10 protein-coding genes are annotated in these 11647 nt (G+C 71.6%); 6 read left to right on the forward strand and 4 right to left on the reverse strand.

Annotation, left to right across the window (positions count from 1 at the left end; genetic code table 11):
- Positions 1 to 55: 55 nt before the first annotated feature.
- The 3 genes from dxs to KLO01_RS13765 form a co-directional block, all read right to left on the reverse strand.
- Positions 56 to 1924 carry a 1-deoxy-D-xylulose-5-phosphate synthase gene (gene dxs / locus KLO01_RS13755; protein ID WP_147066040.1) on the reverse strand — a complete coding sequence of 623 codons (1869 nt, stop codon included), beginning with the start codon at positions 1922 to 1924 and terminating at the stop codon, positions 56 to 58.
- Positions 1925 to 2095: 171 nt separating this feature from the next.
- Positions 2096 to 3712 carry a M4 family metallopeptidase gene (locus tag KLO01_RS13760; RefSeq protein WP_246136216.1) on the reverse strand — a complete coding sequence of 539 codons (1617 nt, stop codon included), beginning with the start codon at positions 3710 to 3712 and terminating at the stop codon, positions 2096 to 2098.
- A 130-nt stretch (positions 3713 to 3842) separates the two neighbouring features.
- Positions 3843 to 4274, reverse strand: a complete 432-nt coding sequence (locus tag KLO01_RS13765) for a hypothetical protein (protein ID WP_246136217.1) — start codon at positions 4272 to 4274, stop codon at positions 3843 to 3845.
- Between the two features lie 127 nt (positions 4275 to 4401).
- Here KLO01_RS13765 and KLO01_RS13770 point away from each other — a divergent pair, with 127 nt between their 5' ends.
- The 6 genes from KLO01_RS13770 to KLO01_RS13795 all read left to right on the forward strand — a co-directional run bounded on the left by KLO01_RS13770 (position 4402) and on the right by KLO01_RS13795 (position 10991).
- Positions 4402 to 6105 carry a nitrite/sulfite reductase gene (locus tag KLO01_RS13770; RefSeq protein ID WP_147066044.1) on the forward strand — a complete coding sequence of 568 codons (1704 nt, stop codon included), beginning with the start codon at positions 4402 to 4404 and terminating at the stop codon, positions 6103 to 6105.
- Positions 6102 to 6818 (forward strand): phosphoadenylyl-sulfate reductase, encoded by a 717-nt coding sequence (locus tag KLO01_RS13775; protein ID WP_147066045.1) that lies wholly within the window; start codon positions 6102 to 6104, stop codon positions 6816 to 6818. The genes KLO01_RS13770 and KLO01_RS13775 overlap by 4 nt, the downstream gene beginning before the upstream one ends.
- Positions 6815 to 7762: a sulfate adenylyltransferase subunit CysD gene (gene cysD / locus KLO01_RS13780; protein ID WP_147066047.1), complete on the forward strand. Its 948-nt coding sequence runs from the start codon at positions 6815 to 6817 to the stop codon at positions 7760 to 7762. The genes KLO01_RS13775 and cysD overlap by 4 nt, the downstream gene beginning before the upstream one ends.
- Positions 7762 to 9123 (forward strand): sulfate adenylyltransferase subunit 1, encoded by a 1362-nt coding sequence (locus tag KLO01_RS13785; RefSeq protein ID WP_147066049.1) that lies wholly within the window; start codon positions 7762 to 7764, stop codon positions 9121 to 9123. Before cysD ends, KLO01_RS13785 begins: the two co-directional genes overlap by 1 nt.
- Positions 9111 to 10334: a uroporphyrinogen-III C-methyltransferase gene (gene cobA, locus KLO01_RS13790; RefSeq protein ID WP_147066050.1), complete on the forward strand. Its 1224-nt coding sequence runs from the start codon at positions 9111 to 9113 to the stop codon at positions 10332 to 10334. Before KLO01_RS13785 ends, cobA begins: the two co-directional genes overlap by 13 nt.
- A 129-nt stretch (positions 10335 to 10463) precedes the next feature.
- Complete coding sequence (locus KLO01_RS13795) at positions 10464 to 10991, forward strand: DinB family protein (RefSeq protein ID WP_147066052.1); 528 nt, start codon at positions 10464 to 10466, stop codon at positions 10989 to 10991.
- Positions 10992 to 11094: 103 nt separating this feature from the next.
- On the opposite strand, the gene KLO01_RS13800 is transcribed toward KLO01_RS13795, so the two are convergent.
- Positions 11095 to 11647 (reverse strand): LPXTG cell wall anchor domain-containing protein (locus KLO01_RS13800; protein ID WP_222611982.1); only part of this gene is annotated, 553 nt, incomplete at its 5' end.

Genomic DNA, 11647 nt, shown 5'->3' on the forward strand with positions numbered 1-11647 from the left:
CTCGGCGACGCACGTCCGGATCCACCGGACCCGCGACGAGAGCCGCCGGCCAGCGTCAGCGCAGCGTGTCGTGGAGCTTCTCTGCAATGGCCTCGGGCGTGAGCCCGACACGGTCGAGCACCTGCCCGCGCGAACCGTGGTCGAGGAACTCGCGCGGCAGACCGAACAGGTCGACGGGGACGTCGGAACCGGTGTCGCGCAATGACTGCACGACGTGCGACCCGACTCCACCGGACACCGAGTTGTCCTCGACGACGGCGACCCGACCGGCCGCGTCGGCCAGCTCGCCGAGCACCGGGTTCACGGGCAGCGCCCACACCGGGTCGACGACCCGAACGCGGAACCCTTCGGCACCGAGCTTGTCGGCCACGGTCAGCGCCGTCGCCGCCATCGACCCGACTCCGACGAGCAGCAGGTCGACGGAACCGTCGTCCGGCTCGGCCAGCACGTCGACGCCACCCACCGACCGGACCGCGGCGATCGCGTCACCCGCCGACCCCTTCGGGAAGCGGATCACGGACGGGGCATCGGAGATGTCGACGGCAGCACGCAGGGCCAGAGGGATCTGCTGCCCGTCACGCGGTGCCGCCAGGTGCAGACCCGGCACGACGCCCACGAGCGACATGTCCCACATGCCGTGGTGCGATGCGCCATCGGGGCCGGTGACACCGGAGCGGTCGAGCACGAACGTCACCCCGGCCTTGTGCAGCGCGCAGTCCATCAAGAGCTGGTCGAAGGCCCGGTTGAGGAACGTGGCATAGATCGCCACGACAGGGTGCAGGCCGGCATACGCGAGTCCTGCGGCCATCGTCGTCGCGTGCTGCTCGGCGATGCCGACGTCGAACGTGCGCTTGGGGAAGCGCTTCGCGAAGGCGTCGAGCCCGACGGGGATCATCATCGCGGCCGTGATGGCGACGACGTCCTCGCGCTCCTCCCCCAGCTGGACGAGGGCATCGCTGAACTCGTCGGTCCAGCTGCGGCCCGAGATCTCGAGCGGCAGGCCGGTCTCGGGGTTGATGACGCCGACGGCGTGGAACTGGTCGCTCTCGTCGTTGACGGCCGGGTCGTAGCCCTTGCCCTTCTGGGTGATGACGTGGACGAGGACCGGCCCGTCGAAGGACCGGGCCCGGCGGAGCGCCTGCTCGAGCGCGGCCTCGTCGTGGCCGTCGACCGGACCGATGTACTTGAGGCCGAGGTCCTCGAAGAGACCCTGCGGCGCGACGATGTCCTTGATCCCCTTCTTGACGCCGTGGAGCGTCTCGTACATCGCTCCCCCGACGACGGGCGTGCGGTGCAGCGTCGACTTGCCCCAGTCGAGGAACCGCTCGTAGCCGCGGGTCGTGCGCAGCGTCGCGAGGTGGTCGGCGAGGCCGCCACGGGTCGGGGCGTAGGAGCGCTCGTTGTCGTTGACGACGATGACGAGGGGCAGGTCGCGCTCGGCGGCGATGTTGTTGATGGCCTCCCAGGCCATGCCCCCGGTGAGCGCACCGTCACCGATGACGGCGATGGTGTGGCGGTCGCGCTCCCCCGCGACGACGCGTCCGGCGGCGATGCCGTGGGCCCACGACAGCGAGCTCGACGCGTGCGAGCTCTCGACGACGTCGTGCTCGGACTCGGCGCGGCTCGGGTAGCCCGACAGGCCGCCCTGCTTGCGCAGCCCGGAGAAGTCGTGGCGCCCGGTGAGGAGCTTGTGGACGTAGGACTGGTGGCCGGTGTCGAAGACGACGGCGTCGCGCGGGCTGGAGAACACCCGGTGGATCGCGATCGTCAGCTCGACGACACCGAGGTTGGGGCCGAGGTGACCGCCGGTGCGGGAGACCTCGTCGACGAGGAAGGTCCTGATCTCCCGGGCCAGGGTGTCCAGCTCGGGTCGGGTCAGGGCCTTGAGGTCGTCAGGTCCCTGGATGCGCTCCAACACGCTCACGCGCTCTCCCTCTCGGTGCCGATGTCCATCCGCAAGAGTCTAGGTGCTCGCGCGCGGCGCGCCGGGCACGGTCGGCTCCTCCCCACACACTCTCACCAGACGCACACGAACCCCACACCTCGCGTCGAGATGTGGGGTCCGTGCGCCGCCTGCCTCAGGGCCGGCAGGGGCCTACTTCACCGACACGGCGTCCCATGCGGCGGCGACCGTCGCGGCCTGGGTCGACGAGGCGCCGTAGAGGTCGCCCGCCGCCTTGATGGTCGCCGCACGCGCGCCGGAGTAGTTCGTCGAGGAGGTCATGTAGACGGTGAGCGCGCGGTACCAGATCTTCGCCGCCGCGTCCCGGCCGATGCCGGTGACGGTCGAACCGTTGCAGGTCGTCGAGCTGTGCGCGACCCCGCCGATCGTCTTGGCGCCCGAGCCCTCGGCGAGCAGGTAGAAGAAGTGGTTGCCGACGCCCGAGGAGTAGTGCACGTCGAGGTTCGCGACCGACGAGCTCCAGCAGTTGACCGACTTGCCGTCCGAGCTCGGGTTGTCCATGCGACGGAACCCGAGGCCCTTGGCGAGGTCGAACTCCTCACCGATGAGGTAGTCGCCCGGGTCGCTCGCGTTGTTGGCGCTGAACTCGACCATCGAGCCGAAAATGTCGCTCGTGGACTCGTTGAGACCGCCCGACTCCTTGGAGTAGGTGAGGTTCGCGGAGTTCTCGGTGACGCCGTGGCTCATCTCGTGGCCGGCGACGTCGAGCGAGACGAGCGGACCGAACGAGGTGCCGTCACCGTCGCCGTAGGTCATCTGCTTGCCGTCCCAGAAGGCGTTGACGTAGTTCGAGCCGTAGTGCACGCGGCTCGGCGAGCCCTTCCCGGTGTTCCAGATGCCGTTGCGGCCGTGGGCGTTCTTGAAGTAGTCCCACGTGCGAGCCTGCCCGTATGCCGCGTCGACGGCCGCGCTCTGGCGGTTGGCGTTGGTGCCGTTGCCCCAGACGTTGTCGGCGTCGGTGAAGAGCGTGCCGGCGGAGCAGCCGATGCCGGCGACGGTGCAGAAGGCGCTGTCGGTCTTGTTGGCCATGTCGGTGACCTGCGAGCTGCCGCGCGTCGTGTCCTTGAGCTGGAAGGTCGAGCCCGACTGGGTCGTCTGGATGGTCACCGTGCCGCTGTAGAGGGAGGCACCGCTGCCGTCGGCCTCGTGGATCTCGTCGGCCTCACCGACGACCCGGCCGGTCGTGGCGTCGACCCAGGTGTGGAGCCGGCTCGGCGTGCCGCTCGCGCGGACCCCGCTGCTGCGCACGTCCCAGACGAGGCGCGGCGTGCCGTCGGTCGCGTCGACCGCCAGCGTGGGCGCCGCCTTGTCGAGGGAGACGCCGGCGGGCGGCGTGGCGCGGGTCGCGGTGCGGGCCTTCGCGGCGCTGATGCCGGGTGTCGTCGAGATGCTCACCGGAGCCTTCAGCGTCTGGCTCACCGAGTCGACGGCGCCGTCGGCGCCGAGGTGGGCGACGAGGTCACCGCCGAGGACGGGCAGGCCGCGGTAGGTGCGGTCCATCCGGACGTGGCTCGCACCCGAACGCTCACCGACGGCCTTCGTGGCGACGAGGTCCTCGCCGGACGAGAGCCGGACGAGACCCGGTGCCGCGCGCAGGGCCTGCTCGGCGCGGGCCCCGACGGCGGAGACGTCGAGCTGGCGGAGCGGACCCACGGGGTCGGCCGGGCGGGCGGTGGCCGCGGGGACTGCGGTGGCCAGGGCTGCGGAGCCTGCGGCGAGGCAGGCGAGGGCGGTGAGCGATCGACGCATGAGGAGGTCCTTGTCGTGTCGAGAGCGCCGCGCGATGCGGCACAACCTCCTCATCACAACCGCTCGCTCCGTCGTCACGGAAGGGACTTGGACAACTTCTTACTCAACGTATACCTCGGTCAAGATCGACTCAGAGCCGTGGGACGAAGGTGTGCCCCTGCATCGCCTCGAGCAGCAGCCCGGCGGCCCGGCGCGCCGCGAGCAGCCGCGCCCCCTCGGCCTCGAGCGCCGCCAGCGAGGCCGCGATCCCCTCGGGGTCGACATGCTCGGCGAGGTCCACCCGAAGACCCCGGTATGCCGTCCGCATCCCTCCCAGCTGCGCGTCCAGGTGGTGCGTGGTCACCCAGGCGAGGGCGATCGGGTGACGGCGCCACACGGCATACATGCGGTAGTCCGAAGGACAGTGGTCGAGCAGCCACCCGACCGCAGGCACCTGCCAGCCGGGCGCCTCGGGAGGCGGCACCCGGTCGGGCCACCCGGGCGGACCGGGTCGGCGCGTCCCGCCGGGTGCTCCCGGGCTCGCCGCACGGCGCAACGGTGGCGGCGCCGATGGGTCGAACATGTGTTCGATGATATCCCCTGCGGGGACCTGTCCGGGGCGGGTCACATCGTGGACCACCCTCACCGCAAGCCATAACCCGCTCTTATGCTTCCCATCAGCATTGGCACCCAATGAGGATCGAGGAACCATGACGAGCGTCGCCTCCGGCAGTCGCGCACTGCGGCCGCCACGCACCGGCCGGTCGCACGGCCAGTGGGCCGTCGACGGCCAGGAGCCGCTCAACCCCAACGAGGCGTTCAAGGCTGAGGACAACGGTCTCAACGTCCGTGAGCGGATCGAGCAGACCTACGCCGTCGAGGGGTTCGACTCCATCCCCGGCGACGACCTGCACGGCCGGTTCCGCTGGTGGGGCCTCTACACGCAGCGCAAGCCGGGCATCGACGGCGGGCGTACCGCCCAGCTCGAGCCGCACGAGCTCGAGGACAAGTTCTTCATGCTCCGGGTGCGTACCGACGGACAGGTCCTCTCCCCCGCACAGCTGCGCGCCCTCGGCGGCATCTCCACGGACTTCGCGCGTGAGAGCGCCGACATCAGCGACCGGCAGAACGTCCAGTACCACTGGATCGCGATCGAGAGCGTGCCCGAGGTGTGGCGCCGGCTCGAGGCCGTCGGGCTCCAGACGACCGAGGCCTGTGGCGACACCCCCCGCGGGTTCCTCGGCAGCCCGGTCGCCGGCGTCGCCGCCGACGAGATCATCGACCCGACCCCGGTCATCCGCGAGATCACGTCGCGCTGGCTGGGCGACACCGAGCTGTCCAACCTGCCCCGCAAGTTCAAGACCGCGATCACCGGGCACCCGAGCCTCGACGTCGTCCACGAGATCAACGACATCTCGCTCGTCGGTGTCGTCCACCCCGAGCTCGGCCCTGGCTTCGACCTCTGGGTCGGTGGCGCGCTCTCGACCGCCCCGCGCCTCGCCGAGCGTCTCGGCGTCTTCGTCTCCGAGGCCGACGCGCCCGACGTGTGGCACGGCGTCATCTCGATCTTCCGCGACTACGGCTACCGCCGGATGCGCACCAAGGCCCGCCTCAAGTTCCTCCTCGCCGAGTGGGGCCCCGAGAAGTTCCGCCACGTCCTGGAGACCGAGTACCTCGGTCGCGCCCTGCCCGACGGCCCGGCACCCGCGCCGGCCAGGGGTCCGGGTGACCACGTCGGCGTGCACCCCCAGAAGGACGGACGCTTCTACGTCGGTGCGGCCCCGGTCGTCGGCCGGATCAGCGGCACCATCCTCACCCGTCTCGGCGACCTCGTCGAACGCGTCGGCGGTGACGGCGTGCGGCTCACCGCGCACCAGAAGCTCGTCATCCTCGGCGTCCCGCAGGACGGCGTCGACGAGCTCGTCGCCGGCATCGAGGAGCTCGGGCTCACCGCGACGCCCAGCCCGTTCCGCCGGTCGACGATGGCCTGCACCGGCATCGAGTACTGCAAGCTCGCGATCGTCGACACCAAGGACACCGCGACGGCCGTCATCGCCGAGCTCGAGGAGCGTCTCGCGGGCATCGAGCTCGACACCCCGATCTCGCTGCACGTCAACGGGTGCCCGAACTCGTGCGCCCGCATCCAGACCGCCGACATCGGCCTCAAGGGCCTCATCACCACCGACGACGCCGGCGCGAACGTGCCCGGCTTCCAGGTCCACCTCGGTGGTGGCCTCGCCTCCACCGAGCGTGACGAGGCCGGTCTGGGGCGCACGGTCCGTGGCCTCCGGGTGCTCGCGACCGACCTTGCCGACTACGTCGAGCGCATCACCCGCCGCTTCCTCGAGCAGCGGGTCGACAGCGAGTCCTTCGCCACCTGGGCCCATCGCGTCGACGACGAGGAGCTGACATGAGCACCCTGACCCGAGCCGGCACCAGGCGCAGCGAGGAGGAGCTCCGGGCGCTCGCACTCGAGGGCGCGGCGCTGGACGACACTGACGCCGTCGCCGTGGCGAAGTGGGCCGCCGAGACCTTCCCCGGCACCTTGGCCGTCGCGTGCAGCATGGCCGAAGGCGTTCTCCCGCACCTCGTCTCGCAGCACGCGCCGGGCGTCGACGTCCTCTTCCTCGAGACCGGCTACCACTTCGCCGACACCCTCGGCACTCGCGCCCGCGTCGCCGACGAGCTCGACGTCACCGTCGTCGATGTCCTGCCCGAGCTCACCGTCGCCGAGCAGGACGCGAAGTACGGCCCGCGCCTCCACGACCGCGACCCGGCGCTGTGCTGCGCGATGCGCAAGATGGAGCCCCTCGCCCGCACCCTCGGCGGCTACGAGGCGTGGGTCACCGGCGTGCGTCGCGACGAGGCGCCGACCCGCACCCACACGCCCCTGGTGACGTTCGACGAGAAGCATGGCCTCGTCAAGGTCAACCCCCTCGTCACCTGGTCGCTGGACGACGTCACCGACTACGCCATCGAGCACGGCGTCCCCGTCAACCTCCTTCTCTCCGACGGCTACCCGTCGATCGGCTGCGAGCCGTGCACCCGTCGGGTCGCCCCCGGCGAGGACCCTCGCGCCGGCCGCTGGTCGGGCCTGTCCAAGACCGAATGCGGGATCCACACATGAGCGCCTCCCTCACCGACCGCCTGGCGACGCCCGCCGTCTCCGACGACGCGCACACCCTGAGCCAGCTCGACGCGCTCGAGGCCGAGGCCATCCTCATCATCCGTGAGGTCGTCGGCGAGCTCGAGCGTCCCGTCCTGCTGTTCAGCGGCGGCAAGGACTCGGTCGTCATGCTCCACCTCGCGACCAAGGCCTTCTGGCCGGCGCCGATCCCCTTCCCCGTGCTCCACGTCGACACGGGCCACAACTTCCCCGAGGTCCTCGAGTACCGCGACGCCACCGTCGAGCGCCTCGGTCTCCGGCTCGAGGTCGCCAGCGTCCAGGACTACCTCGACGACGGGCGCCTGCGGGAGCGCGCCGACGGGCTGCGCAACGCCTTGCAGACCCAGCCGCTACTCGACGCGATCAACGAGCACCGCTTCGACGGCGTCTTCGGCGGTGGCCGGCGCGACGAGGAGAAGGCCCGCGCCAAGGAGCGGATCGTGTCGCTGCGTGACGAGTTCGGCCAGTGGGACCCCAAGAACCAGCGCCCCGAGCTCTGGAACCTCTACAACCCGCGGCACCGCCCGGGCGAGCACGTGCGCGCCTTCCCCATCAGCAACTGGACCGAGCTCGACGTCTGGAGCTACATCGAGCGCGAGGACATCCCCCTGGCCTCGCTCTACTACGCCCACGAGCGCGAGGTCTTCCAGCGCGACGGCATGTGGCTCGCCGTCGGGCCCTGCAGCCAGCCGCGCGACGACGAGACGGTCGAGACGCGCCTCGTGCGCTACCGGACCGTCGGCGACATGTCGTGCACCGGCGCGGTCGAGTCGCCCGCCCGCAGCAACGCCGAGATCGTGCTCGAGGTGGCCGCCTCGACCCTCACCGAACGCGGCGCCACCCGCGCCGACGACCGGATCTCCGAGGCCGCCATGGAGGACCGCAAGAAGGAAGGCTATTTCTGATGGCACCGTCCGCCACCGCAGTTCCTGCCACCGCAGTTCCAGCCACGGGAACCCTCCTCCGCCTCGCCACCGCCGGCTCCGTCGACGACGGCAAGTCCACGCTCGTCGGGCGCCTGCTCCACGACACGAAGTCGGTCCTCTCGGACCAGCTCGCCGCCGTCGAGCGTGTCTCGCGTGAACGCGGGCTCACCGCAGCCGATCTCGCGCTCCTCACCGACGGCCTGCGCGCCGAGCGCGAGCAGGGCATCACCATCGACGTGGCCTACCGCTACTTCGCCACGGCCCGACGCTCGTTCGTCCTGGCCGACTGCCCGGGCCACGTGCAGTACACCCGCAACACCGTGACCGGCTCGAGCACCGCCGACGTCGTCGTGCTCCTCGTCGACGCGCGCAAGGGCGTCCTCGAGCAGACCCGCCGCCACCTCGCCGTCACCGCACTCCTGCGCGTCCCCCACGTCGTCGTCGCGGTCAACAAGATCGACCTCGTCGACTTCTCGCAGGAGGTCTTCGAGCGGGTCAACGCCGAGGTCCAGCAGGTCGCACGCGAGCTCGGCGTCGAGGAGGCCACCGCGATCCCGGTGAGCGCCCTCGACGGCGACAACGTCGCCGAACGCTCCACGCGCACCTCTTGGTATGCCGGGCCCACCCTCCTCGAGCTCCTCGAGGAGATCCCCCCGTCGGACGACCCCGCGCACGAGGCCTTCCGCATGCCGGTCCAGCTCGTCATCCGCCCGCAGGGCGCCGCGCGCGACGAGGCTCACCGCGACTACCGGGGGTATGCCGGCCAGGTCGCCTCGGGCGTCGTGCGCCTCGGCGACGAGGTCGTCGTGCTCCCCTCCGGGACCCGATCGACGGTCACCGGCATCGACCTCGGTGAGCGGAGCCTCGACGAGGCGTTCGCACCGCAATCGGTGACCCTGCGCCTCGCCGACGAGGTCGACATCTCGCGCGGTGACGTCATCGCCGCAGCGGCCGACGCCCCCGTGCCCACGCAGGACCTCGAGGCCGTCGTGTGCTGGCTCGGCGACGCGCCGCTGCGTCCGGGTCAGCGCTACCTCCTCAAGCACGGGTCGCGCACGGTGCAGACCGCGGTGCGCACGATCAACGGGTCGCTCGACCTCGACGACCTGCACGCCGTCCCGTCAGAAGCGCTGTCGCTCAACGACATCGGGCTCGTGTCCCTCCGCCTGGCCTCTCCGGTCCCGGTCGAGGACTACGCCACGTCACGCCGTGGCGGCTCGTTCCTCCTCATCGACGCGCACGACGGCCGCACCGTGGCCGCCGGCATGGTCGGCGCCACCCTCCCCACGGCCGCCGATGCGCCGACCACTCCCGAAGGCGACGAGGCATGGGACATCTGACGACTGCACCGGGCAGCCTGCCCGTCGTCCTCGACCTCACCGGCCGACTCGTCGTCGCGTTCGGCGGCGGCCCGGTCACGGCCGGCCCGCTCCGCTCGTTCCTCCACGAGGGCGCCGACGTCCGCGTCGTCTCCCCCTGGGTCTGCGAAGAGGTGCAGGACCTCCTCGCCGAGCACCCCGAACGGCTGACCTGGGTCCGGCGCGACCACGACGGACCCGGCGACCTCGACGGCGCCTGGCTGGTCCACACCGCCACCGGTGACCCGCTGGTCGACGCCGCGGTCCGCGGCGAGGCCGACGCCCTGCGGATCTGGTGCGTCGACGGCCACGACGCGGGCGCGGGAGCAGCACGCCTCCCCGCTCTCACCCGTGTCGACACCCTTGACGGCACTGTCACGGTCGCCGTCGACGCGGGTGCCGACACGACCCTCGCCGACACCGTGCGCGACGGCATCGACCTCGCCCTGCGGACGGGCGGCCTCGACCTCCGGTCGCACCGTGCACGCGACACCGGCTGGGTGGCCCTCGTCGGGGGCGGACCCGGCGCCGACGGGCTGCTCACGACCCGCGGTCACGAGCTCCTCGCGTCCGCCGACGTCGTCGTCATCGACCGGCTGGCGCCCCGCGGCGTCGTCGCGCGCCTGCCCGAGTCGGTGCGCGTCATCGACGTGGGCAAGACCCCCGGCCACCACCCCGTCCCCCAGCACCGGATCAACGAGATCCTCGTCGAGGAGGCCGCCCGCGGCCACGGCGTGGTCCGGCTCAAGGGAGGGGACCCATACGTCCTCGGTCGCGGAGGCGAGGAGCGCCTCGCGTGCGAGGCACACGGCATACCGTGCGAGGTCGTCCCGGGCGTGACGAGTGCCGTCGCGGTGCCCGCCGCGGCCGGCATCCCGCTCACCCACCGCGGCGTCGCCAAGGCGTTCACCGTCGTGTCCGGGCACGAGCAGATCCCGACGCTGCCGCCGGGGACCGACCACACGCTCGTCCTGCTCATGGGGGTGTCGACGCTGCGCTCCACCGCCGACATCCTCATGGCCCACGGTCGCCCCGGCACCTGCCCGGTCGCGATCATCGAGCGGGGCTTCCTCCCCGACCAGCGGGTCACGATCGGCACGCTCGACGACATCGCCGACACCGCACTCTTCCGGCGGGTCGAGTCACCGGCGGTCGTCGTCATCGGCGACGTCGTCGACCTGGCCCAGCACTGACTCCGGGTCAGCCGACGACGACCTCGAGCCCCGGTGCGTCGCCGGGGCGATCCTGCTCTTCCTCCCCAGCTCCCTTCACCCGTGTCGTCGTCCCGTGACGACGTCGCCGCTCGCCGGTAGCGTCCGGTCATGGACACTGAACGTTCCGACCTCCTCGAGTCCCTCCGACAGCACCGACGGTTCCTGAGGTTCACCGTCCAGGACATCACCGACGACCAGGCCCGCGAACGCACGACGGTGAGCGAGCTGACCCTCGGAGGCCTCATCAAGCACGTCGCGGCCACCGAGGACGAGTGGGCGAGGTTCATCGTCGAGGGCCCTCGCGAGACACCCGACATCGACTGGGGCAGCGTCGACTGGACCAACCCGCCACCGGAGGTCAAGGCCTTCATGGACTCGCACCGGATGACCGAGACGGAGACGTTGTCAGGGCTTCTCGCGGGCTACGAACAGGTGGCCGCCCGCACCGACGCGCTCGTCGAGACGCTGCCCGACCTCGACGCCACCCAACCGCTCCCGAAGGCCCCGTGGTTCGAGCCCGGCGCCGTACGCAGCGCCCGCCGGTCTTTCCTCCACATCATCGCCGAGACGGCCCAGCACTCCGGCCACGCCGACATCATCCGCGAGGCCCTCGACGGACAGAAGACCATGGGCTGAGGCCCGAGTCGCTTCGGGCAGGGGACAGCCGGGACCGGTGCGGGAGGCACCGGCCCCGGCGAGGTCGGCCACGGTCAGTGGCCGTCCCACCAGTCCCGCGTCGTCAGGCGAGGACCGCCCGACGTCGGCCCGCCCCGGCGAGGAGCAGGCTGCCCAGCGCGAGGAGCGCCATGCCGGCGGCGAGCAGCAGTGCCGCATCCGTGCCCGTCTGGGCCAGCTCGCCCATCGACGAGTTCGCGGCGGTTGCGAGCGGAGCTCGTGTCGCTGCACCGCCCCGGCTCGGCGTCGTGGCCGAGTCGTCACGGCCCGGCGTCGGGTCGGACGGAGTGACCGGGTCGGATGGGTCCGTGGGACTGGTCGGCCCTGACGGGACGGTCGGGTCCGTGGGAGCCCCCGGGACCGTCGGTTCCGTCGGAGTCATCGGGGTGGAGCCCCCGGGTCCCGTCGTCGAGCCCTCGGTCGTGGCGTCACCGACCACCGACACCGCGGTGCCGCCGATGGTCACGGGGGCGGTGACCGGAAGGCCGACCTGGTTACCACCGCCCACGGAGTCCTCGCCGGAGGTGACGTCGCCGGGGGTGGCAGGCGCGGGCGACGACGAGGTCACAGCGCCGGTGCTGCTGGCATCACCCAGCACCGCGACGGCGTTGCCACCC

Source organism: Knoellia locipacati, from assembly GCF_007992835.1.
GTDB lineage: Bacteria > Actinomycetota > Actinomycetes > Actinomycetales > Dermatophilaceae > Knoellia > Knoellia locipacati.

Coding starts and splice junctions, on each gene's coding strand:
- KLO01_RS13775 (WP_147066045.1), top strand. CDS start 6,102: ATGAGCACCCTGACCCGAGCCGGCACCAGGCGCAGCGAGGAGGAGCTC.
- cobA (WP_147066050.1), top strand. CDS start 9,111: ATGGGACATCTGACGACTGCACCGGGCAGCCTGCCCGTCGTCCTCGAC.
- KLO01_RS13760 (WP_246136216.1), bottom strand. CDS start 3,712: ATGCGTCGATCGCTCACCGCCCTCGCCTGCCTCGCCGCAGGCTCCGCA.
- KLO01_RS13785 (WP_147066049.1), top strand. CDS start 7,762: ATGGCACCGTCCGCCACCGCAGTTCCTGCCACCGCAGTTCCAGCCACG.
- KLO01_RS13795 (WP_147066052.1), top strand. CDS start 10,464: ATGGACACTGAACGTTCCGACCTCCTCGAGTCCCTCCGACAGCACCGA.
- KLO01_RS13765 (WP_246136217.1), bottom strand. CDS start 4,274: ATGTTCGACCCATCGGCGCCGCCACCGTTGCGCCGTGCGGCGAGCCCG.
- cysD (WP_147066047.1), top strand. CDS start 6,815: ATGAGCGCCTCCCTCACCGACCGCCTGGCGACGCCCGCCGTCTCCGAC.
- KLO01_RS13770 (WP_147066044.1), top strand. CDS start 4,402: ATGACGAGCGTCGCCTCCGGCAGTCGCGCACTGCGGCCGCCACGCACC.